This is a genomic window from Sulfurimonas lacustris (assembly GCF_059705355.1).
The window spans coordinates 1,527,968-1,552,451 of record NZ_AP046125.1 but is presented as its reverse complement, the minus strand read 5'-3'; the positions used below and the strand labels follow the sequence as shown (position 1 = coordinate 1,552,451).

General features: G+C 41.1%; 32 protein-coding genes. 10 read left to right on the top strand and 22 right to left on the bottom strand.

The genetic code is table 11. The annotated features are described in order from the left end of the window. The 8 genes from AC6H4V_RS08055 to AC6H4V_RS08020 form a co-directional block, all read right to left on the bottom strand. Positions 1-966 carry a L,D-transpeptidase family protein gene (locus tag AC6H4V_RS08055; protein ID WP_428729319.1) on the bottom strand — a complete coding sequence of 322 codons (966 nt, stop codon included), beginning with the start codon at positions 964-966 and terminating at the stop codon, positions 1-3. Further along, entirely contained in the window at positions 963-1,841 is an 879-nt protein-coding gene (gene era / locus AC6H4V_RS08050) for a GTPase Era (protein WP_497606420.1), read from the bottom strand. The genes AC6H4V_RS08055 and era overlap by 4 nt, the downstream gene beginning before the upstream one ends. An 8-nt stretch (positions 1,842-1,849) precedes the next feature. Then, positions 1,850-3,178, bottom strand: coding sequence for an ATP-dependent protease ATPase subunit HslU (gene hslU, locus AC6H4V_RS08045; RefSeq protein WP_497606419.1), 1,329 nt, complete (start codon positions 3,176-3,178; stop codon positions 1,850-1,852). Then, a complete protein-coding gene (hslV, locus tag AC6H4V_RS08040) occupies positions 3,169-3,720 on the bottom strand; it encodes an ATP-dependent protease subunit HslV (RefSeq protein ID WP_497606418.1) in 552 nt (183 codons plus the stop codon). Before hslV ends, hslU begins: the two co-directional genes overlap by 10 nt. Continuing rightward, the gene (rplI, locus tag AC6H4V_RS08035) at positions 3,720-4,166 is read right to left on the bottom strand and encodes a 50S ribosomal protein L9 (RefSeq protein WP_497606417.1); all 447 of its coding nucleotides are present in this window, start codon (positions 4,164-4,166) and stop codon (positions 3,720-3,722) included. The genes hslV and rplI overlap by 1 nt, the downstream gene beginning before the upstream one ends. Before the next feature lies 1 nt (position 4,167). Further along, entirely contained in the window at positions 4,168-4,905 is a 738-nt protein-coding gene (locus AC6H4V_RS08030; protein ID WP_428729324.1) for a ferredoxin-thioredoxin reductase catalytic domain-containing protein, read from the bottom strand. A gap of 24 nt (positions 4,906-4,929) precedes the next feature. After that, a complete protein-coding gene (locus AC6H4V_RS08025; RefSeq protein WP_497606416.1) occupies positions 4,930-6,162 on the bottom strand; it encodes an argininosuccinate synthase in 1,233 nt (410 codons plus the stop codon). A 120-nt stretch (positions 6,163-6,282) separates the two neighbouring features. Beyond that, on the bottom strand, positions 6,283-6,666 hold the full coding sequence (locus AC6H4V_RS08020) for a flagellar protein FlaG (protein ID WP_428729326.1): 384 nt from the start codon (positions 6,664-6,666) through the stop codon (positions 6,283-6,285). A 104-nt stretch (positions 6,667-6,770) separates the two neighbouring features. Between AC6H4V_RS08020 and AC6H4V_RS08015 the strand changes: the two genes are divergently transcribed. The 5 genes from AC6H4V_RS08015 (at position 6,771) to AC6H4V_RS07995 (ending at position 10,685) form a co-directional block, all read left to right on the top strand. Beyond that, complete coding sequence (locus tag AC6H4V_RS08015) at positions 6,771-7,967, top strand: MFS transporter (RefSeq protein WP_497606415.1); 1,197 nt, start codon at positions 6,771-6,773, stop codon at positions 7,965-7,967. A 70-nt stretch (positions 7,968-8,037) separates the two neighbouring features. Next, positions 8,038-8,286 carry a type II toxin-antitoxin system Phd/YefM family antitoxin gene (locus tag AC6H4V_RS08010; protein ID WP_428729328.1) on the top strand — a complete coding sequence of 83 codons (249 nt, stop codon included), beginning with the start codon at positions 8,038-8,040 and terminating at the stop codon, positions 8,284-8,286. Continuing rightward, on the top strand, positions 8,283-8,654 hold the full coding sequence (locus AC6H4V_RS08005) for a type II toxin-antitoxin system VapC family toxin (protein ID WP_497606414.1): 372 nt from the start codon (positions 8,283-8,285) through the stop codon (positions 8,652-8,654). Before AC6H4V_RS08010 ends, AC6H4V_RS08005 begins: the two co-directional genes overlap by 4 nt. A gap of 105 nt (positions 8,655-8,759) precedes the next feature. Continuing rightward, a complete protein-coding gene (locus AC6H4V_RS08000; protein ID WP_428729330.1) occupies positions 8,760-9,833 on the top strand; it encodes a PDDEXK nuclease domain-containing protein in 1,074 nt (357 codons plus the stop codon). Beyond that, positions 9,834-10,685, top strand: coding sequence for a DUF808 domain-containing protein (locus AC6H4V_RS07995; protein WP_428729331.1), 852 nt, complete (start codon positions 9,834-9,836; stop codon positions 10,683-10,685). It begins immediately after the preceding gene. Between the two features lie 182 nt (positions 10,686-10,867). Here the strand turns inward: AC6H4V_RS07995 and AC6H4V_RS07990 are convergent, their stop codons facing one another. From AC6H4V_RS07990 to AC6H4V_RS07950, 9 genes are read right to left on the bottom strand one after another with little or no spacing between them, the layout of a single operon-like run. After that, the gene (locus tag AC6H4V_RS07990) at positions 10,868-11,194 is read right to left on the bottom strand and encodes a hypothetical protein (protein ID WP_428729332.1); all 327 of its coding nucleotides are present in this window, start codon (positions 11,192-11,194) and stop codon (positions 10,868-10,870) included. After that, the gene (locus AC6H4V_RS07985; protein WP_497606413.1) at positions 11,188-12,336 is read right to left on the bottom strand and encodes a sensor histidine kinase; all 1,149 of its coding nucleotides are present in this window, start codon (positions 12,334-12,336) and stop codon (positions 11,188-11,190) included. Before AC6H4V_RS07985 ends, AC6H4V_RS07990 begins: the two co-directional genes overlap by 7 nt. Beyond that, positions 12,323-12,985, bottom strand: a complete 663-nt coding sequence (locus AC6H4V_RS07980) for a response regulator transcription factor (protein WP_497606412.1) — start codon at positions 12,983-12,985, stop codon at positions 12,323-12,325. Before AC6H4V_RS07980 ends, AC6H4V_RS07985 begins: the two co-directional genes overlap by 14 nt. A gap of 22 nt (positions 12,986-13,007) precedes the next feature. Then, complete coding sequence (locus AC6H4V_RS07975; protein WP_428730135.1) at positions 13,008-13,307, bottom strand: hypothetical protein; 300 nt, start codon at positions 13,305-13,307, stop codon at positions 13,008-13,010. 1 nt (position 13,308) lies between these two features. Continuing rightward, positions 13,309-13,554: a hypothetical protein gene (locus AC6H4V_RS07970; protein WP_497606411.1), complete on the bottom strand. Its 246-nt coding sequence runs from the start codon at positions 13,552-13,554 to the stop codon at positions 13,309-13,311. Positions 13,555-13,613: 59 nt separating this feature from the next. Continuing rightward, a complete protein-coding gene (locus AC6H4V_RS07965) occupies positions 13,614-14,324 on the bottom strand; it encodes an ABC transporter ATP-binding protein (RefSeq protein WP_428730131.1) in 711 nt (236 codons plus the stop codon). 1 nt (position 14,325) lies between these two features. Then, positions 14,326-15,471 (bottom strand): ABC transporter permease, encoded by a 1,146-nt coding sequence (locus tag AC6H4V_RS07960; protein ID WP_497606410.1) that lies wholly within the window; start codon positions 15,469-15,471, stop codon positions 14,326-14,328. Further along, positions 15,468-16,613, bottom strand: coding sequence for an efflux RND transporter periplasmic adaptor subunit (locus tag AC6H4V_RS07955; protein ID WP_497606409.1), 1,146 nt, complete (start codon positions 16,611-16,613; stop codon positions 15,468-15,470). The genes AC6H4V_RS07960 and AC6H4V_RS07955 overlap by 4 nt, the downstream gene beginning before the upstream one ends. Then, complete coding sequence (locus AC6H4V_RS07950) at positions 16,610-17,851, bottom strand: TolC family protein (RefSeq protein WP_497606408.1); 1,242 nt, start codon at positions 17,849-17,851, stop codon at positions 16,610-16,612. The genes AC6H4V_RS07955 and AC6H4V_RS07950 overlap by 4 nt, the downstream gene beginning before the upstream one ends. 194 nt (positions 17,852-18,045) lie before the next feature. On the opposite strand from AC6H4V_RS07950, the gene AC6H4V_RS07945 reads away from it, so the two are divergent. The 3 genes from AC6H4V_RS07945 (at position 18,046) to AC6H4V_RS07935 (ending at position 21,952) form a co-directional block, all read left to right on the top strand. Beyond that, on the top strand, positions 18,046-20,223 hold the full coding sequence (locus AC6H4V_RS07945) for an EAL domain-containing protein (RefSeq protein WP_497606407.1): 2,178 nt from the start codon (positions 18,046-18,048) through the stop codon (positions 20,221-20,223). Between the two features lie 5 nt (positions 20,224-20,228). Further along, positions 20,229-20,495 (top strand): hypothetical protein, encoded by a 267-nt coding sequence (locus tag AC6H4V_RS07940; RefSeq protein ID WP_497607925.1) that lies wholly within the window; start codon positions 20,229-20,231, stop codon positions 20,493-20,495. A 125-nt stretch (positions 20,496-20,620) separates the two neighbouring features. Next, positions 20,621-21,952, top strand: coding sequence for an MATE family efflux transporter (locus tag AC6H4V_RS07935; protein ID WP_497606406.1), 1,332 nt, complete (start codon positions 20,621-20,623; stop codon positions 21,950-21,952). Here AC6H4V_RS07935 and vapC read toward each other — a convergent pair. Genes vapC through AC6H4V_RS07920 form a run of 3 tightly spaced genes read right to left on the bottom strand, consistent with a single transcriptional unit; the run spans position 21,949 to position 22,893 of the window. Further along, positions 21,949-22,350: a type II toxin-antitoxin system tRNA(fMet)-specific endonuclease VapC gene (vapC, locus tag AC6H4V_RS07930; protein ID WP_428730124.1), complete on the bottom strand. Its 402-nt coding sequence runs from the start codon at positions 22,348-22,350 to the stop codon at positions 21,949-21,951. The genes AC6H4V_RS07935 and vapC overlap by 4 nt on opposite strands. Beyond that, positions 22,347-22,586, bottom strand: coding sequence for an antitoxin (locus tag AC6H4V_RS07925; protein ID WP_497606405.1), 240 nt, complete (start codon positions 22,584-22,586; stop codon positions 22,347-22,349). The genes vapC and AC6H4V_RS07925 overlap by 4 nt, the downstream gene beginning before the upstream one ends. 55 nt (positions 22,587-22,641) lie before the next feature. Next, positions 22,642-22,893: a hypothetical protein gene (locus tag AC6H4V_RS07920; protein WP_497606404.1), complete on the bottom strand. Its 252-nt coding sequence runs from the start codon at positions 22,891-22,893 to the stop codon at positions 22,642-22,644. A 158-nt stretch (positions 22,894-23,051) separates the two neighbouring features. Here AC6H4V_RS07920 and AC6H4V_RS07915 point away from each other — a divergent pair, with 158 nt between their 5' ends. Then, complete coding sequence (locus AC6H4V_RS07915; protein WP_497606403.1) at positions 23,052-23,270, top strand: BrnT family toxin; 219 nt, start codon at positions 23,052-23,054, stop codon at positions 23,268-23,270. A 78-nt stretch (positions 23,271-23,348) separates the two neighbouring features. After that, on the top strand, positions 23,349-23,552 hold the full coding sequence (locus tag AC6H4V_RS07910) for a hypothetical protein (protein WP_428730119.1): 204 nt from the start codon (positions 23,349-23,351) through the stop codon (positions 23,550-23,552). Between the two features lie 26 nt (positions 23,553-23,578). On the opposite strand, the gene AC6H4V_RS07905 is transcribed toward AC6H4V_RS07910, so the two are convergent. After that, positions 23,579-24,202 (bottom strand): hypothetical protein, encoded by a 624-nt coding sequence (locus AC6H4V_RS07905; protein WP_497606402.1) that lies wholly within the window; start codon positions 24,200-24,202, stop codon positions 23,579-23,581. 68 nt (positions 24,203-24,270) lie between these two features. Then, positions 24,271-24,477 carry a hypothetical protein gene (locus tag AC6H4V_RS07900; protein ID WP_497606401.1) on the bottom strand — a complete coding sequence of 69 codons (207 nt, stop codon included), beginning with the start codon at positions 24,475-24,477 and terminating at the stop codon, positions 24,271-24,273. Positions 24,478-24,484 lie beyond the last annotated feature (7 nt).

The following is a 24,484-nucleotide window of genomic DNA, read 5'->3' as shown; positions in this document are numbered from 1 at the left end:
TTATTTTTCAGTCAAAATCTTGATTTTTCTATTTTCATCAAGTGCAACAACCAATGTTTTTTCACCAGTAAACTCGAAGGTGTCAGATTTGTAAAACTCTTTAAAGGAGATTTCATATATGTCAGAGCTATTAGGGTAGGGGATGACATTGATATCGTTAAAGATGATTGTTTTTCTTTCGCCTTTTTGAAAAATTCTTGTTTTATAGCTTGCAAATTTTTCTCTATCCATCCCATCAAATCTCACAAATTCAGAGGCATAGAAGTTAAGATAACTTTTTATGTCATCATATATCCATGCATAGCGCCATGCATAGAGCTGTGCTAAGATAGAAACAAGAGTCTCTTTCGCAATATTTTTTTTAATTTCAGATTCGTCTATGATAAGAAGTGTTTTAGAGATGTCGATATTGTTACTTAAACACTCAATGCTTGAGTTGTTGATGGCGATACACCCCCTGGTAAACTCATCTCTGTCTTGTTGGGGAAGACCGTGTATCCAGATGCCTGAACCATTTTTACCTCTGTAAGTATCATAGACATTTGGATAGGAAGTAACAAAGGCAAAAGGTCCATAAAAAGGGTCAAGTTTTGTCTCTTTAGAGAGTTTTTCTACGATTTGGTAGATGCCTGTTGGCGTTCTTAAATCTCCCTCTTTGACTTTGTCTCCTTTGAGTTTTCCAGTAAATGCACTATACTTTTTTCTAAATTGAAAAGTTTTATTTTGATCAAGTGAATAGAGATGAAGTGCTGATTGTGTTTTGTCGCATGCAAGAACATTGCTGAAAGACTCTATATACCCAAATGTTGTATCTCTTTGTGCTACTTGGGTTTTCCAGTACTCCTCTTGAGAGAGTTCCAAGTCCATCTGTTTTTCCATGTTGATGATACCATGCAGTCTATAGTTTGTAAGTACATCTGAGGCGTAAAGATGAAGGTTCAATAGTAAAAGAAGGAGTAACTTCATGAGTTGTAACCTATCTCTTGTAGGTATGATTTGTCTTTGGTCCACCCTTTTTTTACAACTACTTGTAAATCAAGGTAGGCTTTTTTACCGCTTAGACGTTCAATCTTTTCTCGTGCGTATTTTCCGATTCTCTTGATGCCCTCGCCGCCACGACCGATAATGATGCCTTTTTGGGACTCTTTTTCTACAATAACGGTAGCTATGATTCTGTCGATATTTTTCTCTTCATAAATCTTCTCGATAAGCACATCTGACTCATAAGGAATCTCATCGCTTACGTTTTGAAAAACTCCCTCTCTGATAAAGCCGGCGTAGATATCTCGTACAAGCTCGCTTGTGAGATCTTCCGGGTCGAAAAGATATGGGGACTCCGGTAAGAATTTTGCGATAGTATCAAGCAAGTCTTTATGCCCGACTTTTTTAGGTACAGCAACTGGGATAAGTGCTTCAAAATGGTCTGAAAGAGCATTGTATTGTGCGATTTTTTTAAATAACTTCTCTTGTGAGACTTGATCTATCTTGCTTAATACTATAATGTGTTTTACTTTGGAGTTATTGAGTTTTAAAAATTTTTCATAGTTTTCTATACTGTCTGTGATGGGAGCAAGATAGACTATGAGGTCACAATCACCCATCGCTTTTAGTGCTTCATCAAGCATAAACTGATTGAGGACTTTTTCTCTCTCGTGTAATCCTGGGGTGTCAACAAAAATGATTTGCGTCTCGCCATGCATGACAATAGCATTTGACCTTTTTCTGGTGGCATTGGCCTTTTGGCTTACCATTGCGATGTTTTCACCCAAAAGGGAGTTCATAAGGGTACTTTTACCTGCATTTGGACGACCGATGAGTGAGACGAAGCCTGCTTTAGTCATATTTTTTCCTATAAGATGTATCTTGATAAATCATGGTTTTCAACAACGACATCAAGCTTTTTATGTACCAGTTCCGCCGTTACGACAAACTCTTTGTCTTTGTACTCCTCAGCATGAAAACTTACATCCTCCAAAACTTTCTCCAAAACAGTGTGAAGTCTTCTCGCGCCGATATCTTCTGTGACTTCGTTTGCTCTGTGTGTCAGTTTTGCAATTGCGCGAATCGCCTCATCTTCAAATATGAGTTTCATCCCCTCTGTGCTAAGAAGTGCTTCATATTGATGTAGTAATGAGTTTTTTGTTTGCGTGAGTATCTTGTAGAGTGTCTCTTCTGTTAAGGATTCAAGCTCCACTCTTAGCGGAAATCTGCCTTGAAGTTCTGGAATCAAATCACTTGGTTTGCAGAGATGAAATGCGCCTGCTGCGATAAAGAGTATATGGTCGGTGTTTATGACGCCGTATTTTGTGCTAACGCTGCTACCTTCTACTATGGGGAGCAAATCTCTTTGAACTCCCTCTTTGCTTGGGTCGTTTCTGCCTTGAGATTTTTCGCTGATAGCGATTTTGTCAATCTCATCCAAAAAGATAATACCGCCGTCCTCAGCTCGTCTAAGAGCCTCTGCGTGGATGGAGGTTGCATCAAGAAGTTTTGAGCTTGCTTCTGCTCTTAAAATCGATTTTGCATCTCGCACTGTGACATCTTTTTTGTTGTCCTCTTTGCTCATTTGCGCAAAAACTTTTGAGAAAGACTCTTGTACCTTTGCCATCTCTGGAGGGAGGTTGGTGTCATTGAACTCTACATGAATCTTTTGTACTTCAAGCTGTATGATTTTATCGTCCATCTCTCCGGAGAGAACTCTCTCTTCCATCGCTGCTAAAAGTCTCTGATAATCCTCTTTTTTGCTCTCACTCGCACCTAATGGAAGAGGGGGAAGGAGCTTTTCTACTATCTTGTTTAAGATATAGTTTTCTATCTTCTCTTTTTGCTCTTCCTCTTTTTCTGCTTTGACAATGGCGATAGATGCAACAACTAAGTCTCTAATCATCGACTCGACATCACGACCGACAAAGCCGACCTCTGTATATTTGCTTGCTTCAACTTTGATAAAAGGAACTTTCATCATTTTTGCAAGTCTTCTTGAAATCTCTGTTTTGCCGACACCTGTTGAGCCAATCATAAGGATGTTTTTGGGTGTGATGTCGTTTTGAAGTTCAGGAGTTAGCTGCATTCTTCTATATCTTGTTCTAAGAGCAAGAGCAATGGTCTTTTTGGCATTGTGTTGTGAAATAACGTATTTGTCTAGGTACTCAACTATCTCTTTTGGGGTTAATTGCAACTCTCTTCTCCATCTAGTGTAAGAATTTTAATGTTATGGTTGGTGTAGATACACAAATCTGCTGCAATACTCAAACTCTCTTTGACAAGTTCGACTTCATCTAGCGAGGCATGTTTTTTAAGAGCGCGTGCGGCAGAGAGTGCAAAGTTGCTGCCGCTTCCTATGGAGGCGATTTGCCCGTCTTCCGGCTCTACAACATCGCCGTTGCCCGTAAGGATAAAGATATGTTCGTTGTTGAGTACTATCATCATCGCTTCAAGACGGCGAAGAACTTTGTCTTTGCGCCAAGCTTTGGAAAACTCAACGACTGACTTTAAAATATCGCCCTTTTTTGCCTCTAAAAAGTCTTCAAACATATCGAACAGATTAAAAGCATCCGCCGTACTTCCTGCAAAACCGGCTAGAATTTTGCCGTTATGAAGTGTACGGATTTTTGTAGCATTGCCTTTTAGGACACTGTTTCCAAACGTTACCTGACCATCTCCGCCGATGACTGCTCTGTTTTTGCCCTTATAGGCAAGTATGGTTGTTGCGTCAAACATTATTCGCCGACTACCTCTACGTGGAGTGTTGCATGGATGGCATGTCCGAGTTTAAGGTCTAGGGTATGCTCGCCAACGCTCTTGATAGAGAGTTTGTCTGTGATGTGCTTTTTGTCAATCTCAACAGAGTGTTGCTCTAAAAGTGCATGCGCAACTTCATCTTTAGTGATAGAACCAAAAAGATGTCCGTTTTGTCCCACTTTTTTTCTGATAACGATTTTAGCTTTATCAAGTTTTGTAGCTAGCTCTTTAAGTGATGCTATCTCTTTTGCCAAGTTTTCAGCTGCTAGACGCTCTTCTTCTTTGTGTTGTGCTAAAATCTCTGTCGTTGCGTGTTTTGCAAAACCTTTAGCTATTAAAAAGTTTTGACCGTAACCGTCTTTTACCTCTTTTACCTCACCTGCTTTACCGAGTGTTTTTACATCTTTTATAAGTAATATTTTCATTTTATCTCTCTATCTCGCCACCGTATGAGACGATGCCGTAAGTTAAATTGCCCATTTTTGTATATCCCATATCTCGCAAAATTCTTGCACAGTGTGCGCTTCTGCTGCCGACATGGCAGTAAACTATAATATTTTCATTTTTGTTTAGTTTTGCATTGTCAAGCGCTGCAAAGAAACTGCTTGTTGGAACAAGTTTGTCAGCTCCTTTGATATGTCCCATCTGCCACTCCATGTGCTCACGCACATCGACAAGCTTAAAATCAACCATTCCAAGCGCTCTTGCTTCAAGTAAAGATGTTAGCTCATCGCTGTCAAGCTCTCTCTCGTTGACAAGGGTTTGCGCTTCCTCTTTTGTAAGCCCTCTGGAGTGCGTGTGTACTGCTTCCTCCATCCCCATCTCTGCTGCTTTTTTTGCCGCATACTCAGGTGTACAGTAGATACCGCAATGACAAACTCCATCCTCTGGAATCTCTCTCTCAATCGCAGGTTTACATGGGCAAATGCGGTCTTCTACGCTCTTTGGTTTGCCATCAACCGTCTCAACCATAAAACATGGACAAAATCTCTTGCCGTACATCATCTTGTTTCTCGCAAGACCCATCTGTACGCCCTCATTTACTTCTGCTTGAGGGTTGTAAACCCAGCCAAACTGCTTGTTGACTTTGTCTGTAAACTCTATGGTTTTTTGCATCTCCGCCTGAAACTCAGGGGAGTTCATATCTATCTTGATAATGCTCATCTCTCTCTCCTTGTAGGGGATTTTTTATTTTCTAGCTTTTCCGGCGATAATAAATCTAAGTGCGTTAAGCTTGATAAAGCCTTGAGCATCTTTTTGGTTATAAACTTCATCTTTTTCAAATGTGCAGTATTCAGGGTTGAAAAGAGTTTTTTTAGACTCTCTCCCCACAACGCTTACATTTCCTTTGTAGAGTTTAAGTCTGACCGTTCCCTCTACATGCTCTTGTGTTTTGTCGATTGCCGCTTGAAGCATCTCTCTCTCCGGACTGAACCAGTACCCTTGATAGATGAGTTTTGCGTATTTTGGCATAATCTCATCTTTTGCGTGTGCCGCTTCACGGTCTAGCGTGATAGACTCGATAGCACGGTGAGCTTTTAGCATAATCGTTCCGCCCGGAGTCTCATAGCATCCGCGGCTTTTCATACCTACATATCTGTTTTCCACTATGTCAGCTCTACCGATACCGTGTTTGTTGCCGTATGCGTTAAGCGTCGCAAGGATAGTCGCTGGACTCATCGCTTCGCCGTTTATAGCAATAGGGTCGCCGTTTTTGTACTCTATAGTGATGTATTCTGGTGCATCAGGAGCATTTTCCGGAGAAGTTGTCCATAGCCACATAGACTCTTCAGGCTCTGCATTTGGATTTTCTAGGTGAAGACCCTCATAAGAGATGTGGAGAAGATTTGCATCCATCGAGTATGGAGAAACTTTTGGGTTTCCGTTTTCATCCATATGTTTTTGTGAAATCTCTATGCCATGCTCTTTTGCATAGGCAAGAAGTGATTCTCTTGAGTTCAAATCCCACTCTCTCCAAGGAGCGATAACGGTAATGTCAGGATTGAGTGCAAGATAACCAAGCTCAAAACGTACTTGATCGTTACCTTTTCCTGTTGCTCCGTGGCTCACTGAGTCAGCTCCCACCTGTTTTGCAATCTCTATCTGTTTTTTTGCGATAAGCGGTCTAGCTATAGAAGTTCCAAGAAGGTACTCGCCCTCATAGATAGCGTTAGCACGAAACATTGGGAAAACATAGTCTTTGACAAACTCTTCTTTGATGTCAAGAATGAAAATGTTTTCAGGTTTAATCCCCATCGCCAAAGCTTTTACACGTGCCGGTTCTACCTCTTCGCCTTGCCCAAGATCGGCAGTAAAAGTGACAACTTCTGCGTTATAAACATCTTGTAGCCATTTAAGAATGATGCTAGTGTCAAGCCCGCCGGAGTATGCAAGAACTACTTTTTTAACTTCTCTTTTCATGATAAAACCTTTGTAAGCAAAATAATTTGCGCGATTTTACTATAAAAAGTATTAAACTATGGTTACCAAAGGGTTGCGAGAGGAGATGAGAGTAAAAAAGGGAAATCAAAAGGGCGTTACTTACCCTTTTGAGTCAAATAGTATGCCCGTTACTTCACGCATTTTTGGGAGGAAATCTGCTGCTTGTTCTGCAGGAAATCTGCGTATCATTTTGCTAGTTTCAGATTCTATGACTGATACATAAAAAACATCTTGTTGATCAACGCCAAACTTTATGTTGGTACTCATCGGTGCTAGTGCTCTGTTAAGTTGTTCTACTAAATCTTGCACTTGCTCTTTTGAGTTGATTTTCTCAGAGGTGTTTGATGTCTCTTTTTGCATCTCCTTGACTAAATCCACCTGCTTTGGCTGTTGCACCTTTGCCTGTTCAACTGCTGCTTGCTCTACTTGTGCTGATTTCATTTGTGATTGCTGCTGTCTCGCAACGTTTGCTATGCCATCCATGACCTGCTCCTTAATCTTTTAAGAATATTATTAAATCACAAATCGGCAGAAAAAAAAAATAGTTTAATTTTTTTGTAACTTTTTTTTATGCTACCCTTGCATTTATGAATCAATACATACAACTTCTCAAATCAGAACCCATCCTAAGACGTCTCTCGCTTGTGCAGCTTATCTCCTATTTTGGGGCGTGGTTTAGCAATGTTGCTATCTATACGCTTCTCTTAGAGATGAGAGTTTCTGCCGAGGTTGTGGCATTTACGGCTATGTTACATTTTCTCTCAGGCATCATTCAGGCTCCATTTTCGGGTTCTGTCATAGATAGTATGAAGCCAAAAAAACTTCTGCTGATTTTAATCGCATGTGAGATATTTGCGACGCTTTTTCTTGTTTTTGTGGATGATGTCTCCGACCTTTGGCTTTTATATACACTTATATTTTTAAAAATGGCGGCGGCTAGTTTTTACTTTACTACCGAGATGTCGCTTTTGCCCAAAATCCTTGGCGGAGAGAGGCTGCAAAAAGCAAATGAGCTTCACTCTATCATCTGGTCATTTTCCTACACTTTGGGGATGGCACTTAGCGGATTTGTCGTTTTTTGGCTTGGGATAAAGGTGGCTTTTGTGCTTGATGCGCTTATGTTTGTGGTCGGTTTTTGGCTTCTTTATACGCTTAAGCTTGAGACGGATTTTGTCAAAGTCAAAGAGAATCTGTGGCAAATGATGGGCGATACATTTAGGTACCTCAAAAAAAATCCGCAAGCGCTCCATCTGATGGCACTTCATGCGTTTGTAGGCTTGACCGCGTTTGATGCACTGGTGGCTTTAATGGTGGACAAATACTACGCTTCCATCATTGCAACATCGCTAGCACTCGGGCTTTTGCACGCTTTTAGAGCAATCGGGCTTGTGATAGGTCCAATCGTTATGGGCAGATTTATCAACGACAAGAGGCTGGTTTATGTTTTTATAGCGCAAGCCTTTGCGATTTGGCTCTGGGCGTACATGATGGAGCATTTTTACCTCTCGCTCTTTGCAAGCGTGATAGTGGGCTTTTTCACAACAACGCTCTGGTCGCATACTTACACGCTTTTGCAAAAAAATATAGACAAAAAATACTACGGGCGCATAGTTGCATACAACGACATGCTCTTTTTGTCGATGGCGACATTTACATCCTTTATGATAGGATTTTTGGCGACAAACGGCTACTCGCTGGAGTTCATCGCATGGCTAATGGGTGCTGGGTTTTTAGTGGGTGCGGTTTATGTGAGATGGATTTTAAAGACGCAGGATTTGGGGTGAATTTATTTGTTTGACAACTTGACAAATAGTAAGCTATAATGATAAAAATCTGATATGTGAGGATATTTTCATGCAGACAATACAAGTCGGAGAGTTTAAAGCGGAGTTTTCATCTATCCTTGAGAGAGTGCAAAATTTTGGCGAAAAGTATGTCATAGAGTATGGAAAAAAGCACAAAAAAGTAGCGATGCTCGTCCCCTATGAAGAGGAAAAGAAGCAGAGAATTTTTGGGATACATGAGGGAAGATGCCGTGTACCGGATGATTTTGATGATGAGAATGACGCTATAAATGAGATATTTTATGGGGCGAAAATATGAATATCCTCATAGATACGCACATATTTTTATGGCTTATCTACGATACAAAAAAAGTCGATGAAAAACATATGGAGTATCTCAAAGATTTGGATAACACGATATACTTTAGTGCTATGAGCATCGCTGAAATCATGATAAAAAAATCAATCGGTAACCTTGAAGTTGATTTTGATATGGATGAGGTTCTTCATGTCATGGGAATCAAGGTACTTGACTTTGACGCAAAAAGTGCTATGCTTTTGGGAACTTTGCCCCTGCATCACCGTGACCCTTTTGACAGAATGATAATCGCTCAAGCCATGACAAACAGATGCAAAATTATCTCGGTTGATAGCAAGTTTGCTTTTTATGAGTGCAAGTTGCTATAATTTTTGAATGTTCAAAGAAGAGAATGAGAGCTATATTTTGATTTGACTTTGACTCTCAAAATTTTTTCTACAAAGCCGTAGATATATTAAATAAAAAGAACAGCAATGAATGACATGCAAACACAAAATGACTACAACTCTTTTTTAGCAGAGATAAAACAGCAGATAAAGTCATCGCAGATAAGGGCTATCAATAGTGTAAATAAAGAGATGATACTGCTTTATTTTCGTATTGGGAAGAGGATAAGCCAAAAACAAAAAGAGCTTGGGTGGGGTGCGAAGGTTATTGACAATCTTAGTCATGATATCAAGAGTGCATTTCCAGAGCTTGGCGGTTTTTCTACTAGAAATATTAAAAGAATGTTGCGTTTTTATAAGGAATATACACAGCCTTTTGAAAAAGTGCCACAGGCGGTGGCACAAATGGATGATGAGATAATGCCACCCATAGTGGCACAAATTCCTTGGTCGCATAATGTAATTTTAATAGAGAAAATCAAAGATATAGATTTGCGATATTGGTATATGCAAAAAACTCTTGAACATGGTTGGAGTAGGGATGTGTTGGTTTTGATGATACAGAACCAACTGCATAAAAGAGAGGGAAAGCTTGCATCAAACTTTAAAAATATTTTAGCTCCGCAAGATAGCGATTTGGTGCAACAATCATTTAAAGACCCCTATTTATTTGATTTTTTAACTATTGCCGAGCCTTTTTTAGAAAGAGAACTTGAGTCAAATCTGATCAAACATATGGAAAAGTTTCTCATAGAACTTGGAAGCGGTTTTGCATTTGTCGGCAGACAGTATAAGCTTGAAGTTGGCGAGGATGATTTTTATATTGACTTGCTTTTTTATCATCTAAAACTTCGATGTTATGTGGTTGTTGAGCTTAAAAAAGGTAAATTTAAGCCTGAATATTCGGGGCAAGTTAATTTTTACTGTTCTGCAATAGATGGGATTTTGGCTCACAAAGAAGACAAACCGACGATTGGGCTTATCCTTTGTCAAGAAAAAAATGAGATAGTAGCTGAGTATTCACTGAGAAATATGTCGCAGCCAATCGGTATATCGGAGTATGAATTGACGGAGGTTTTACCAAAAGAGTTTGAGTCAAGCTTGCCGACTATCCAAATGATAGAAGATGAGTTAAAACAGAGTTTAAATAAGGAAATATAAATGGCATCAGGGATTTTTTTACTTTTAGACGATATCGCTATGTTGGCTGATGATGTGGCGGTGGCTAGTAAGGTGGCTACTAAGAAGACGGCGGCTATACTTGGGGATGATTTGGCGGTTAATGCGCAAAAGGCGACGGGGTTTGAGCAGTCTCGGGAGCTTGCTGTTATCTGGGCTATTACGAAAGGATCGCTTAAAAATAAGGTGATTATCTTGCCTGTGGCTTTTGTTTTGAGTGCGGTTGCGCCTGCTCTTATCACGGTTATCCTTGTTTTTGGTGCGCTTTTTTTGCTTTATGAGGGGGTGGAGAAGATAGAGGAGTGGCTTTTTCACAAAGAGCATCATGAGGACAAAGAGGAGTTGTTGCACTCCACGCCTGAGACGATTTTGGAGATAGAAAAGGAGAAGATAAAGTCGGCGGTTTTAACGGACTTTATCCTCTCTGTGGAGATAGTCGTTATCGCTCTTGCGGCTGTGGCGGAGAAATCTTTTGGGGTGCAAGTGGCTTCTGTGGTCATTGTGGCACTTGTGGCTACTTTTGGGGTTTATGGGTTTGTTGCGATGATAGTTCGTATGGACAATGTTGGGTTTTGGCTTATCGACAAAGGGCATGAGAGAAGCGGTGGTTTTCTTATAAACGCTATGCCAAAACTTATAAAAACGCTTGCGTTTGTGGGGACATTTGCGATGATTTTGGTGGGTGGGGGCATCCTTGCGCATAAGGTGGAGTTTTTGCACCACTACTTTTTAGAGGGCGTTCCTGCTGTTGTCAATGAACTGCTGCTTGGGGTGGTTATCGGTGTGGTTGTTTTGGCGGTTGTGAAGGTTTTTCATATGGTGAGAGGGAAATAATAGCAAAGATCCTGAATCAAGTTCAGGATGACGGGTTGTTTTCAGGATGACTGGTATTTCGTCATTCCAAGCTTGACTTGGAATCTAGTTTGTGATTTGTTCAAAGTATTTGATTTTTTAGATTCTGAATCAAGTTCAGAATGACGGTTTGTGTTTCAGGATTCAGGTTCTGCGAAAGAAGTCTAATAAATCTTCTCTTTCATGTTAAACATTTGGTAGTAAACATCTATCATCTCTCTTAGTGTTGCGTCATCTAACGTGGTTTTTTCTTTGACGCCAAATCTGTTTATGTACTCGTAGGGGAGAACGGATTTGTCGGCACTTGGGTTTTTGAGGTATTCAAAGATTGCCTCTTTGATTTTGCGTTCGCTGCTGTACTTTTGGGTGTATTTTTTCATCATCATGGCAAATTTGAAGTCTCTGGAGTGGCAGTTGAGGCAGTTTTCTTCAAAGCTTGAAGCACTTAAAAGAGTGACAAGTGAGAGGGCTAGAAGCGTGATTTTTACCATGTGAGTGTTACCTTTGTCCCTTTTTTTTGCTCCGAATCTATGGCGATGCGCATGCCGTACTCATCAACGATGGACTTGATGATGCTGTACCCGATGCCAAAACCGCCCTGTGTCTTGTCAAATCTGCTGTACCTCTCAAAAATCCTGCTTATCTCCTCTTGGCTCATGCCGCCACCTTCGTCTTGTACGCTCAAAGAGGAGGGCGTAAGCGTGATGGTTATGGTGGTGGCTCTGTTTGTGTATTTGATGGCATTGGAGAGGATGTTGTCGATAAGACGCTCCATCTTTTGTTTGTCGGCAAAAAAATGGACATCATCTTGGAGCGTTGTATCAAGGGTTAGTTTTTTCGCATTTGCCATATCTGAGAAGTAATACACTCTTTGGCTTACAATCTCGGAGAGGTTGAGCGTTTGGTTTTGCGAGGCGACTTGGTGGTTGAGAAGCAGATAGACCAAATCCTGATAGAGGTTGGAGATGGTCATGGATGCTGTTTTGATGCGCTGGAGCTTTTTCATGGACTTCTCGTTACACTCCGCACCCTCTAACGTCTCAATGTTGGTGAGGATGGTTGTGATGGGTGTGTTGAGTTCATGTGTGGTCTCTTTGATGAAGTTGTCAAGCAGATGCAGGGTGTTGCGCAGAGGTCGCAAAACAAGTTTGACAAGAAAAAAGGAGGTTACAAGAGCGATGAGAACAACAAGAAGTGCCGCCATGACGAGGTCGCCCATGATGTTGAGCGGCTCTTGTTTTTTCTCTATCACGGCGTAAGCGGCACCGAGATAGTAGGGTTTGAGCGAAGCGATGTAGTAAATATTGCCATCTTCAAAGAAGAGTTCTTGCTCCAGATTTTTTGGTGGTTTTTGGAGTGTGGAGAAGATGAGGTTTTTGTCTATGTCGTAAATGGCACTCTTAAACTGCTCAAATCGTGGGTATTCGTACTTTGTATCGCTGTTTTCATGAACCTCAAGAAGTCTCTCTTCAAGCTCCAAGCTCAACTCTTTTAAAATCTTCTTCTCACTGTGGGTTCTCTCATCAAGCTTGTAAAAGTAGTAACTGCCAAAAAGCGTAAAAATGAGCAGAAGAGTGGAGCTGAGGTAGAGTCCCAGCACATAAAAAATAGTCTGTTTTTCACTCTTGTACAAATTTGTACCCCACCTTTTTGATGCTCAAAATTCTCTCTTTTCCGAGATGCTTGCGCAGGTTTTTTATGTAGGTTCTAAGGCTCATGTCGCTGTGTGATGCCTCAAAAGACCAGACATTTTGGTAAATCTCTTCAAAAGAGACACACTCGTTTTTATGTTTGAGAAGCAGTTTTAAAAGCAAAACTTCTTTTGGGTGGAGCAGAACTTTTTGGTCATGCAAAATCAGCTCATGCGTAAGCGTGTTGAAGCAAATCTCTTGTGTGATTTGCGTCACTTCGTTTTGTGTTTTAAACTCCCGCTTCAAAAGAGCCTTGATGCGAAAGAGCAGCTCTTTTAGAACAAATGGCTTTTTGATGTAGTCATCCGCACCGGCGTCATACCCCTTTGAGAGGTCGTCTATGCTATTGAGGGAGGTGGTAAAGATGGCAGGTGTCGTTATGTTTGCCTCGCGCAACTCGCTAAGAAGCTTAAATCCGTTGATGTGAGGGACGTTGACATCAAGCAAAAGCATGTCAAAATTGCCCCTAAAAATCGCTTCCAAAGCCTCTTCTCCATCATAAACGCTCACCACATCAAACCCCTCATCGCACAAAAACTCCGCAACGGTTTCAGAGAGGGCAATATCATCTTCTAGGTATAAAATTTTCATAAAAGATTATACCTAAAATTTTTTACGCATATACGGAGAAGCCCTCGCTTGGAGCTGTTTGCTTGTTTGTTTTGTTTAAAATGTCCAGAAGTGCTTGCGTGTAGTCTTGTGAACTAAGTGTAGTTGCATCCACGCTTTTCATCTCCTCAACAGCCGCTGCTCTCTCTTCTTGCGTCATAGCACTAAGCTGTTCTTTGATAGCGCTTCTCTCTTCCTCGGGAAGATTTTGCATGATATCTCTCATGTCGCCTTGTCCGCCACCTGAACCGTCCATTTTTCTCATCTGCATCTGTTGCATCATGCCATTTGACTGAATTTCCATCTTATTTTCTCCCTCCGCCGCCGTTTGCGCCTTTGTACTGGTTACCCGTACCATCTTTTGGACCTGAGCCTGCTTTTTCCGATTTTCCTGAACCGTTTTGGTTTTTGTTTCTTTTTTGCTCTCCTGTGCCGTCTTGCTTTTGCGTACGCTCTTGCATCTGCTGCATTTTCGCCTCATGCGTAGCAAAACTCTCTTCCGCCATACTAAAAGTGCCAAGTAACACTAACGCAAGTAAAACCTTCTTCATCTTGTATCCTTTGTTTTGATTTGAGACATTATGATATAAGGTCGTGAAATAATTGTGGATTAGATAACCCTCTCCCCCTCTAACTCGTGAAACACAATCCCTCTGTTTTCTATCTTCATGATTTTGTCAAAGTATGGGAGGATGCGGTCATCGTGGGTTACGGTGATGATGGCTACGTTTTGCTCCTCGGCTATTTTTTTGAGCATCTTGATGACACTTATGGAGCGCTGTGCATCAAGGGCGGCGGTGGGTTCGTCGGCTAGGATGATTTGGGGGTTGTTGGCTAGGGCTCGGGCGATGGCTACTCTTTGGTTTTGTCCGCCTGAGAGTTGCGATGGCATGGCGTGGGCTTTGTCGGCGATGTCGAGGTACTCTAAGAGTTCCATCGCTTTTTGTTTTGCCGCTTTTTCGCTTACTTTGTTGGTCTGGGGCAGAAGCGTGATGTTTTCTATGATGTTTAAAAACGGGATGAGGTAGTGGGCTTGAAAGATAAAGCCTATCTTTTCTCGGCGGATCTTGCGTGTGTCTTTTGCTGTCCATTTGTTGTCGTAAACTTTTTCTTCGCCTAGCCAAATCTCTCCGCTTGTCGGCTCTTGCACGCATCCTATCATCATGAGAAGTGTAGTTTTTCCCGCACCGCTTGGAGCTATGAGGGCTACGAGTTCCCCTTTTTTGACTTCAAAAGAGGCATTTTCTATGACTTTGACAAGGTTGTCGCCTTTGCCAAAATTTTTGACTAGATTTTGCACTTTTATGGCTGTCTCTTGCATCTCACCCTCCTATTGCCGCTGATGGGTCGGCACTGATAACTTTTTTGACACCTACAAAAGAGGCGAGGATGGAGGCGATGAGAACAACGCCAAAAAGCCCCCACGCATCGGGAATCTCAAGCACGATACGTTTTGGAAACCTGTCATAAACAAGATGCGCAAAGATGTTGCCAAAGATAAAAGCAAAAACACCAAGAAGGAGTGTCTCTTTGACAATCATGGAGATGATAAGCGAGTTTGGAAGCCCCATAAGCTTCATGATGGAGATCTCTTTCATCTTCTCCAGCGTCATCGTGTAGATGATGAGTGCGATGATGATGGTGGAGACGATAACTAAGATAACAGTAAAAAGCCCTATCTGTTTTGATGATTTTTCTATAAGGTTTTTGGTGAGAATCGTCTTTTGCTGTGCGGCGGTATAGACACTTTTGTGCTGCCATTTGCGTATATCTTTTGCCACATCCTCTGCATCATAGCCGCTTTTTATGCGTGCGACGATAACATTTACCATAAAGGTTTCGGAGTTTTTCACACCTCGCGCGATATTGTTTTGAATCTCTTTGTTTGAGTAGGAGAACTGCAAATCCTGCGCATCTTTGAGGCTGATGTAAACAAGCGGGTCGCCGCCGTTAGAGACGGTGCTGTGCGTGATGCCCACGACGGTGTAGAGGTTGCGTCCAAGCTTGATTTTATCCTCTAGTTTAAAGCCTGTTTTGTCCGTGACGACGATTTCATAGTGGTCGTTTTTTATGTCTCGTCCTGCTATAAGTCTTTTTGGGTTAACAGGGTTGATAACACCTCTTATGTCATACCCCACTGCAACAACACGCACCGGTTTTTCGGCTCGTGGAAGCTGGATGTTTTGAAATGTCATCGCCTCGCTTGTCTCTATGCCATCCATCACATAGATGATATCTTTAAGGTCTTCGTGTACACGGGAGGATTCGGCAAAAGGTCCAAGTGTGTCCTCTTGCACTATCCACAAATCTGCACTGATATCATCAAGCAAAATCTCCGCATCCACCATCATCCCGCGGTAAACCCCAATCATAATAAGGACTATCCCAAGGAGCATCCCCACCCCCATGGCGGTGACTAAAAACTTGCCGAGTGTATGCTCTATGTCTCTTCTGGCTAAATCAATCATCGAAAAATCTTCATTCCATCACTAAGCGGTTTGTTGTTTATCTTTGGCACTAAAAGCTCCGCACCTGCCTCTATGCCCGAACTAATCGCCGCCTCTTCATCGTTTTGCGCCAGAATAGAGACCTCTTTGAAGTAGGCTTTGTCGCCCTCTGCTACCCAGAGACCTTTTTTGCCGTTGTATTTGCTTAAAAGTTTCATAGGGACTTTGAGAACATCTTTGTGTGTTGCTACGTGAATGTTAACCTCTGCTTGTTCGTTGATATAAAAAGTCTCAGGTGTAGCATCAAAACCGATGTTTACCTCACGTTCCAAAGTTACTGCATTGCTCATGGCAACTACACGCTGGAGTGTTCCTTTGAGTTTTTCGTTTGGTTTGGAGCGGAGTTTGATGGATGCGTTTTGTCCAACTTTTACACTTTGCGCAACTCTCTCATCTATGTTGGCACGCACCCAAAGCGTGGTGGGGTCAACGATTTTAAAGATAACGGTTGATGGCAGAACATAAGAGGCTTTTTCCGCCTCTTTTGAGATGATATAACCATCAACAGGCGCATAAACTTTTAGCCGCTCAAGTTTTGTCTGGAGAGCTTCTATGTTTTTTTGCATACGCTGCTCTTCTGAAGCGGCGGAGGCGATTTTTGCTCTTTGTGAGTTCATCTGCGCTTTGATGTTGTCTAGGTCGCTTTTTGCTTTGTCATACTCCGCTTGAGAGACAAATTTTTGCTCCAAAAGCTTTTTGTGGCGTTCATGTGTAGCTTCAAGAAGCACCTTTTGCGCTTCCAAACTTGCTATGTTCTCTTTGGCGGAAGCGGCTTCATGGGAAGATTTTTGAAGCGTTGCTTTTGCCTCGCCTATGAGTGATGGAAGCTCAACTGCATCGATGCTAAGGAGTAAATCCCCTTTTTTGACCCACATCCCCTCATCAAAGTGTATCTCCTCTATGCGTCCTCCGCTTTGCGCCGTGATGGCATAGATGTTTTTTGCGTCAACATTTCCGATACCTTTAACAGAGACTTTAAGGTCGCCTTTTGTGGGTTGCGTCATCTCAAAAGTTGATTTGACAACATACACTTTTTTGTAAAATATCGCACCTCCGGCGATGATAGCGGCGGCGATAAGCGTGTACTTTATCCAACTTTTCATTTTTTCTCTCCTTGTAAATACTCTAAATTGTTTTTAATGTTTTGTAGCGCAAATCTCGCTTCAAGAAGTCCAAGGCGTGCTTGAAGATGGGTTGTTGCCGCATCCAAAACCTCTATGTATGTTGAAAGCCCCTCTTTGTAGCGTGCCTCAACTACCTCTTTGGTTGCAAGGGATGAGTCGATGAGTGCCTCTTTTGCCTCGATGGTTGCCTTGTAACGTTCCAAATCGGCTAGAAGTGTTAGTGTCTGCTCCTCAAGTTGGAGTTTTTTTGCTCTGTAGGACTCTTTTGTTCTCTCTTTTTCTATGCGTGCGTACTCGTTTTGCGCACTTAGTCTGCCACCGTTATAGAGTGGTATGTTTATGCCTATGCCGACCATGGAAGTGTCGTACTCGTTTAGCGAATCTTGATAGGTATAAGAGGCTACCGCATCAACAGAGCCGTAATTTGCGGCTTTTGAAGCGTTGTAGAGGAGCGTGTCTCTTGTGATTTGCTCATTTAAACCCAAAAGCGAGGGGTTTTTTGCAAAGATAGTATCCAGTGCGTTTGCGCCTTGAAGTGTTATAGGTGCACTCTCCTCTAGTGTCACGCCAAAATCCGCCTCTTCTCCCATATATAAAAAGAGCGTTGCCACTGCCTTGTGAAGTTCGGCTTTTGTTGTGGCATAAGCATCTTTTGCGTTGTAGAGCGCACTTAACATGCTTGAAGCATCCGCTTTTGTTTTTAGCCCCTCACGCACAAGAGCCTCTGCTTGTTTGTAAAGCTCCTCTTTTGTCTCTATATCTTTTTGTCTCGTCTCAAGTGCTTTTGTCTGGAAAAGTACTTTGTTGTAGAGATTTTTTACACTAAAGACAAGAAGAGCTTTTGCCTCTTCAAGCGAGAGTGCGGCGATGTTTTTGTTTTTTTCATAGGCTTCTATGGTTGAGGTGGTTTTGGAAAAATCGTAAATCTTTTGCGTTACCTTTGCCTCTGCTACAAAGTTGTCATCCTCGATGGTGTTAAACGTGCCGTTTTGGGGCATGGTAAAGGTGTTGTGCGGGTTGTACTGCGCACTTAAGTTGAGCTGAGGCAGATAGTCCGCTTTGGCGATATCGACCAAAGAGTTGCTTTGCAAGCTGCCCAAAGAGAGTTTTTTGATATCGGGATGGTTTTGCAATGTCGCTTCTATACACCCATCAAGTGTAAGCGTCTTTGCGTAAAGGGTAAAACAAGAGAGAAAAAGAATAATGGTTTTTTTCATAAAGTGTCCACAAAGTAGGGTTTTAGAATTCTAATTATTACCAATATTTGTGTAATTTTTGTGAAAATTTTGAGATTGTTTTATCATAAACTTCTTTCAATGATTTTTGCAATTAAATCCAAGCTTAAAAAAATAGATTAAGATAAAGAGAGATACAATTTGATTTTAAAAAATTTTCATAACAAAAGAGAGTGATGCTTCTTCCAAATACAATCAAACGCAATACGCTGATTTTGACGCTTTTCATACTTTTGTTTTCACTTTTTGGTATCTATATGCTTTTAGAGCAGCAGCTTCAAAAAGCTGTATCGGAGGAGTTTGAGAGGGTGGCTTCGGGGACAAAGAACCTCTTTTTGGCAAATGTCCAAAAGAGTGAAGATGACCTAAGTTTCAAACTTGCTAACATCGTTGCGGCAGATGGGTTGGCAGAGGCTGTGGCTAGAAGAGACTATGAGGCGCTTGAAAAAATCATCACTCCCTACTATAAACGGCTTAAAGAGTTGGAGTATGATGTAGAAATTCTTACATTTCGCTCCACTGAGAATATCACTCTTTTTCGTGCCCATCAGCCAGAGTATTATGGAGATGCACTCAACGAAAAACGCGCCCTCATAGTCGATACAGGTCTCTTAAGACGTCCGCTAAGTGGTTTTGAAGTGGGAAATCTGGAGATGACATACCGCTTGAGTAAACCCATCTTTTACAAGGATGTTTATGTCGGCAATGTTGAACTTGGCATCAACCCAAAGGCTTTTTTGGAGGAGCTGGGTACAGTTTTTAAGATAGACGTCGGCATCGCCCTGCAAAAAGCACAGCTTGATATCTTGCTCGATCAAAAAGGGGTGCCCATTGATGCAAATCTCCTTCTTGTGCGTGGCGATGTAACCCTCAAAAACTACTTTTTACAAAAGCAGACAAGCCAAAAGTCACACTATAAAGTCGATACAAGCATCGCTTTGCAAAACCATCTTTTGCAGACGACGGGGTATCTGGTTGTAGGATTTGATATAGCAGATATTGTCAAAAAAAATACCGAATTTATGGAGCGTTTCTTTTTTCTTATCGCTATAAGTATGCTTGTTTTGGTTCTTTTGTTGCACCAAAGTTTTACCAAAATCTTAAACTATTTTTCCAAGCAGGTCTATGTAGATCATTTGACCGAACTTCTCAACAGATACGCGCTCAATGATGTGCTTTTTTCTAAGCATCGCAAAACGCTTATTGTGAGTAATATCAAAGAGTTTAGCCTTGTCAATGAGCTTTATGGCGTAGATGCTGGCAATGAAGTGCTCATCCAAGTAGCGGCACTTTTTAGAGATTTTGCAAAAGAGAGAGGTTTTGAGGCTTATAGAATCTCATCGGATGAGTTTGTGCTTCTTAAAAAAGAGGATTTCTTTGATGAAGAGGCATGTTTTAAGAACCTCAAAGAGCTGCATGAAAAGATAAACGTGCTTAAAATCGCCCTCAAAGAGGCAGATGAAGTTATCGGCGTTGAGATGTACTCAGGAGTGGCGTTTGACAATGAAAATGTGTTGGAGTACGCACAAATGGCACTTAAAAAAGTGCGAAAAGAGTCGCTCTCTTTTATGATTTACTCACAAAAACTCGATACCAAAGAGCACTCGCAAACGGTGGTGCAAGTAAAAAGAAGTATCAGGCATGCGCTTGAACATAAAAATGTCATTCCGTTTTTTCAACCCATCACCGACCATAACGCAAAGGTTGTTAAGTATGAAGCATTGATGCGCATCGTTGCATTTGATGGCGGTAAAAAGAGGATTTTATATCCAAGCGAATTTTTGGATATTGCTATGAATAGCAACTTGTATATCAAAATGACAAAAGAGATTTTAGGGCGCTCTTTGGAATTTTTTCAAAACAGAAAAGAGCGCATCTCGCTCAACTTCCTACCAAATGATTTTTTTAACCCATCTATCATAAAAACATTGATGGAGGGGATGGAAAATTTTGATTCGCCATCGAGGGTTGTTGTGGAGATAACAGAGCAAGAGGGCGTTGAAAACTTCGAAAAACTCCTTGAAGTGGTCAAAAAACTAAGAGCAATCGGCGTTCTTATCGCCATAGATGACTTTGGCAGCGGCTATGCAAACTATGTGCATATCCTAGAGATAAAACCTGACTATCTTAAGATTGACGGTTCGCTTATACGCAATATCTTAAGTGATGAAAATTCAAAGATTTTGGTAAAAAGCATCATCAGTTTTGCACGTGAACTTGGCATCACCACGGTTGCGGAGTATGTGGAGAATGAAGAGATTTTTGAACTGCTCAAAGAGTATGGCGTGAATGAGTTTCAGGGGTACTATTTTGGGAAGCCGACCGACCTTATCGGCGCACAAGAACAAGTGTGAAAGAGATGCTTTACCCCTCAAAAATCGGCGTTATTGACCTAGCAAAAGTGACACGCCTCTACCCTGCGGCTGTGGTCGATGCACATGGAGAAATCGCTGAGATGAGCCTTGAATGGGCGGAGATAAACGGTGATAAAGTGAAGATAACTTCGTATGTTTTGGTTTTTGATTTTACGCTTCCAAATGAAAAAGTACGAGAGAAAAAAGAGCTTCATTTTGAGACAAAAGAGGCACTTTTTGAAGCGATGCAAGAGGTAGCGCAATTTTTTTAATGAACTTCTTATATAACCTAAAAATGAGATTCCAAGTCAAGCTTGGAATGACGAGATTTGTGGGTTTTCGTCATCCTGAACTTGTACCGCAAGGGTATTTCCTTTGGTCATTCAGGATCTAAGTTATGAAAAGAAATCTGACACTCTCTCAAGATACCCGTAAAGTATTTTCCATCGCCATTCCTGCAGCGCTCAAGCACCTCGTTGATATTTTGCAGATACTTATCGACATGCTTATGGTGGGGATGGTAAGCGTCTCAGCTCTTGCGGCGGTTGGGATGAGCATGCAGTTTATGATGATAGTCAATGTGCTTATGACACTCTATGTCGTGGGCGGCAATGCTCTTATTTCCCGTTTTATCGGGCAGGGAAGAAAAAAGAGAGCCTCAGCACTTCTCTACGCTCTTGCCATCGTTGCGGCGGTTCTTTCTCTCTTTGTGAGTTTTGGCGGCTACTTTGGAAGTGAGGCTCTCTATGCCATGATGGGGGCGCAAACAGAGGTGGTGGAGCAGGGCGCGCTCTATTTTAAGATTATCTCTCTTGGGATGATTTTTATGTTTATCGATACTCTCCTCTACAACGCTCTCTCGGCAGCAGGTGACACAAAAAACTCGCTCTACATCAAACTTCTCTCCTCCGCGCTCAATGCTTTTTTGAACTATGTTTTTATCTTTGGACACTTTGGTTTTGAAGCTATGGGCGTGGAGGGGGCAGCGTATGCCACAGTTATAGCCTACTGTTTTAACGTCGCTGCTTATGTGGTACTGCTCAAAAAACCTCACGCAAAACTTGGCATCGTTCCCATCATCCGCATAAAAGATTTGTTTCGAGTGTGGCATGTGGGGTGGAGTGCAGCTTTGGAGCGGGGCATCTCAAGCGTTTCGTTTCTCTTTTTTGTAGCCATTATCGCCGCTTATGGAACGGAGGAGTTGGCGGGGTATCAGGTAGGGCTTCGCATAGAGGGAATCGCCTTTATGCCGGGGTTTGGTTTTGCCATCGCCGCAACCGCACTTGTGGGGCAGAGCTTGGGCGCAAGAGACAAAGAGAGAGCTTATGTCATGGGCATCATCGGCGGACGCATAGCGTATATGTTTATGGGAAGTGTCGGAGTGGTACTCATCCTTTTTCCTGAGTTTTTAGTTAGTTTTTTCACACAAGACGCCCAGACTATAGCCGTGGCATCCTACTACCTTGTCTTTGTAGGTTTGGCACAAATTCCGCTTGCTATCATGTTTGTCTATTCAGGTGCGCTAAGAGGTGCAGGAGCAACCAAAATCACACTCAAAATCAGCGTTTTTTCGCTCTGGATTTTTCGCGTCATCCCTTCTTTCGTCGCCTATAAATTAGGCTACCCCATAGAGGCGATTTTTATCATCATGAATATAGAGACGCTTATAAAAGGTGTTGCTTATATGGTTATTTATAAAAAGAGGGCTTGGTTGGATACGAGGGTTTAAACCCAATTATCAAGTTTCAAATCTTTTACTCTTTGAAACTCTTTTGTGTTGTTGGTTACAAGTGTCATGTTGTGACAAAGTGCATGGGCGGCTATCATCATATCTAACCCTCCTATGATTTGCCCTCTTTTTTCTAAATCTGCTCTTATTTTTCCATAGACAACAGAGGCTTTTATGTCGTACTCCAAAATGTCAAATGGTTTAAGAAAATGCTCCAATGCTAGGAGATTTTTCTCCACTTGTTCACTTTTATAAGTCCCGTAGTAAAGTTCACTTACAGTGATGCTTGAGAGAACCAAATCACCCACATCAAACTCTTTGAACTTTTCTCTTACACCTTGAGGCTTATTTTTGATGATGTAAATGCAGATATTGGTGTCAAGCATCTGCTTTTTCAAAACAGACCCTCTCTTGTTTGCGTCGGCTGCACTCTTGTTTGCATAAAATCGTCTGAAAACTCATCAAGCCTCTCAAACATATGTTCCCACACGCTTTTGTCATTTTTTGGCATCAAAATTACGCCATCTTCCACTCTTTTTATAAAAAGCTCTTCTTGGTTTTCAAACCGAAACTCTTTTGGCAATCTCACCGCTTGGCTTTGACCATTTTTAAACAGTTTTGCTACAGCACTCATGACATCTCCTTTAGAAAGTATATATTTTGAAGTATAGACTTTTTAAGTTGTTTTGTCAATGCGTCTTTTTAGTTTTCAACTGCTCTTCCAAAGCTTTTAGCTCATCGGCGTTTTGTTGCGCTTTCTTGACTGCCTCTTCAAACGCAAAGCCCTTTATGATTATTTCGTACAAATACGGCTTCTCTTTACGCCAATTCTGTTTATTCCCCACAAATGTGAAGAGTTCATCCATGATGCTGTGACTGGATCTCAGTGAACTCTTTAACTTTTCGACACTCTCTTGGTAAAATGATTTCGTTTCACTCATCTTTTTTTCAGATGAAACTGTACAGTTCCAAGGCTGATACCTAGAACTCTTGCTATTTTCCGCTGTTCACCTTTTTCATCATACATCCGCATTTAAAGAGAACAAATATTTTACAATTCTTTTGATACAATACATGAGAAATGTTTTCAAGGTTATTTATGAACTACAATTTTGAATGGGATGTGAACAAAGCCAAAAGTAATATCACCAAACATAAGGTTAGTTTTGAGGATTCTGCATCAGTATTTAGAGATAAAAACATGATTTCACTCTTTGATGATGAACATAGTGAGAGTGAAGATAAGATGGGTAAGTATTGGTATGGACTTGCATACCAATACGCTCGTTGTGGTGCATACAAATATTTCAGTCGATAACAATAACTGCAATATACCCATAATAAGTGCTAGAAGAGCAACCAAAAAAGAGCAACAAATTTACTTGGAGGGATTAAGATGAAAGAGGAATATGATTTTTCAAAGGGTGTAAGAGGTAAATTTTACAAAGAAAATGCTACATTTAATTTACCTATATATCTTGAACCTGAGATTGAAAGTTTTTTTTCAACATTGGCAAAAAAACAAAATACAAATTTGACACAAATTATAAATAAACTTCTCAGCAAAGACAAAGAACTTATTGAGATTGCAAGCGTTTGATTTAAAAAGCAACCCTCTCTACCTTCTCAAGCATAAAGACTTTTCCCAATCTCATCAAATGCTTGAAGTGTTTTTTCTAAAAGATTTTGCGCATTTTCTAGTATCTTTTGCGTTATCTCTTCTAGGCTCTGTTGCTCTTTTTTAGGGATTTGTAGCTCTTTTACGGCTTTGTCGAACATGGAGACGATATTTGCTTTTGTGAAGTTTTGCACCTCTTCATCTTTTTGTTTCATGGGTGCGAACTCTCTTGCTATCTCTTTTGCTATTTTGTTTATGGGAGATTGCGGTGCATCTTTACCGAGTTCTTTTAAAAAGGAGTCGATGTAGGGTTGGGCTATTTTCATAAATGCATCTATCTCTTTTTTGTCTTGCGCATCTATGCCGTTGCTTTTCATAGAAAAATCAAAGGATTGCATGGACGCAAAAGAGAGTGTACTGCTGCTTGCATCTTGATTTTGTTCGTATCTCAAAGAGAGTGCGCTTTTGCTTGAAAAATCCATATTTATAGTATCGCCGCTTGATGTGCGCATAAAAATGCTCAAGTCATGAGATTTATACGTATCGAGTGCATAAGAGCCATTTACCATCGTGTCCGCCTTGTAAAAACTTGAGGTTAAATCGGCAAAATTAGCCTCACCCCTTAACCCCATCCGCTCTAGGAGCTTTTAAAAAGCTAAAAAACAGTTTGATGTAGAGCATAAAAATCTTGATAATCTTTTTAACCATTTTTTTTATTTTTTAACTCAAATTTTTCTTTTATCAAGAGTGCTTTTTCATAAGATTCTTTTGAAGATTCAACTATCTCGTCAAACGCTAGACCTTTCATGATTGTTTCGTACAAATATGGTTTATCTTTACGCCAGTTTCTTAGTGTTCTAGGGTCAATATCAAACAATCTTGCCATATCTTGCTGTGTCAGTTTCATGCAAAAA

Excerpts from the sequence above, each read along its gene's own strand:
- AC6H4V_RS08000 (WP_428729330.1), top strand. The coding sequence starts at position 8,760 with ATGAATGACATGCAAACACAAAATGACTACAACTCTTTTTTAGCAGAG.
- AC6H4V_RS07955 (WP_497606409.1), bottom strand. The coding sequence starts at position 16,613 with ATGAAAAGTTGGATAAAGTACACGCTTATCGCCGCCGCTATCATCGCC.
- AC6H4V_RS07980 (WP_497606412.1), bottom strand. The coding sequence starts at position 12,985 with ATGAAAATTTTATACCTAGAAGATGATATTGCCCTCTCTGAAACCGTT.
- AC6H4V_RS08015 (WP_497606415.1), top strand. The coding sequence starts at position 6,771 with ATGAATCAATACATACAACTTCTCAAATCAGAACCCATCCTAAGACGT.
- AC6H4V_RS07910 (WP_428730119.1), top strand. The coding sequence starts at position 23,349 with ATGAAAGAGGAATATGATTTTTCAAAGGGTGTAAGAGGTAAATTTTAC.
- AC6H4V_RS07935 (WP_497606406.1), top strand. The coding sequence starts at position 20,621 with ATGAAAAGAAATCTGACACTCTCTCAAGATACCCGTAAAGTATTTTCC.
- AC6H4V_RS07940 (WP_497607925.1), top strand. The coding sequence starts at position 20,229 with ATGCTTTACCCCTCAAAAATCGGCGTTATTGACCTAGCAAAAGTGACA.
- AC6H4V_RS07960 (WP_497606410.1), bottom strand. The coding sequence starts at position 15,471 with ATGATTGATTTAGCCAGAAGAGACATAGAGCATACACTCGGCAAGTTT.
- AC6H4V_RS07965 (WP_428730131.1), bottom strand. The coding sequence starts at position 14,324 with ATGCAAGAGACAGCCATAAAAGTGCAAAATCTAGTCAAAAATTTTGGC.
- rplI (WP_497606417.1), bottom strand. The coding sequence starts at position 4,166 with ATGAAAATATTACTTATAAAAGATGTAAAAACACTCGGTAAAGCAGGT.
- AC6H4V_RS07905 (WP_497606402.1), bottom strand. The coding sequence starts at position 24,202 with ATGGGGTTAAGGGGTGAGGCTAATTTTGCCGATTTAACCTCAAGTTTT.
- AC6H4V_RS08020 (WP_428729326.1), bottom strand. The coding sequence starts at position 6,666 with ATGGATGGCATAGCAAACGTTGCGAGACAGCAGCAATCACAAATGAAA.
- AC6H4V_RS07990 (WP_428729332.1), bottom strand. The coding sequence starts at position 11,194 with ATGGTAAAAATCACGCTTCTAGCCCTCTCACTTGTCACTCTTTTAAGT.
- AC6H4V_RS08030 (WP_428729324.1), bottom strand. The coding sequence starts at position 4,905 with ATGAGCATTATCAAGATAGATATGAACTCCCCTGAGTTTCAGGCGGAG.
- AC6H4V_RS08010 (WP_428729328.1), top strand. The coding sequence starts at position 8,038 with ATGCAGACAATACAAGTCGGAGAGTTTAAAGCGGAGTTTTCATCTATC.
- AC6H4V_RS07915 (WP_497606403.1), top strand. The coding sequence starts at position 23,052 with ATGAACTACAATTTTGAATGGGATGTGAACAAAGCCAAAAGTAATATC.
- AC6H4V_RS07970 (WP_497606411.1), bottom strand. The coding sequence starts at position 13,554 with ATGAAGAAGGTTTTACTTGCGTTAGTGTTACTTGGCACTTTTAGTATG.
- AC6H4V_RS07925 (WP_497606405.1), bottom strand. The coding sequence starts at position 22,586 with ATGAGTGCTGTAGCAAAACTGTTTAAAAATGGTCAAAGCCAAGCGGTG.
- AC6H4V_RS08025 (WP_497606416.1), bottom strand. The coding sequence starts at position 6,162 with ATGAAAAGAGAAGTTAAAAAAGTAGTTCTTGCATACTCCGGCGGGCTT.
- AC6H4V_RS07900 (WP_497606401.1), bottom strand. The coding sequence starts at position 24,477 with ATGAAACTGACACAGCAAGATATGGCAAGATTGTTTGATATTGACCCT.
- era (WP_497606420.1), bottom strand. The coding sequence starts at position 1,841 with ATGACTAAAGCAGGCTTCGTCTCACTCATCGGTCGTCCAAATGCAGGT.
- AC6H4V_RS07995 (WP_428729331.1), top strand. The coding sequence starts at position 9,834 with ATGGCATCAGGGATTTTTTTACTTTTAGACGATATCGCTATGTTGGCT.
- AC6H4V_RS08005 (WP_497606414.1), top strand. The coding sequence starts at position 8,283 with ATGAATATCCTCATAGATACGCACATATTTTTATGGCTTATCTACGAT.
- AC6H4V_RS08055 (WP_428729319.1), bottom strand. The coding sequence starts at position 966 with ATGAAGTTACTCCTTCTTTTACTATTGAACCTTCATCTTTACGCCTCA.
- AC6H4V_RS07950 (WP_497606408.1), bottom strand. The coding sequence starts at position 17,851 with ATGAAAAAAACCATTATTCTTTTTCTCTCTTGTTTTACCCTTTACGCA.
- AC6H4V_RS07920 (WP_497606404.1), bottom strand. The coding sequence starts at position 22,893 with ATGAGTGAAACGAAATCATTTTACCAAGAGAGTGTCGAAAAGTTAAAG.
- AC6H4V_RS07945 (WP_497606407.1), top strand. The coding sequence starts at position 18,046 with ATGCTTCTTCCAAATACAATCAAACGCAATACGCTGATTTTGACGCTT.
- hslV (WP_497606418.1), bottom strand. The coding sequence starts at position 3,720 with ATGTTTGACGCAACAACCATACTTGCCTATAAGGGCAAAAACAGAGCA.
- AC6H4V_RS07975 (WP_428730135.1), bottom strand. The coding sequence starts at position 13,307 with ATGGAAATTCAGTCAAATGGCATGATGCAACAGATGCAGATGAGAAAA.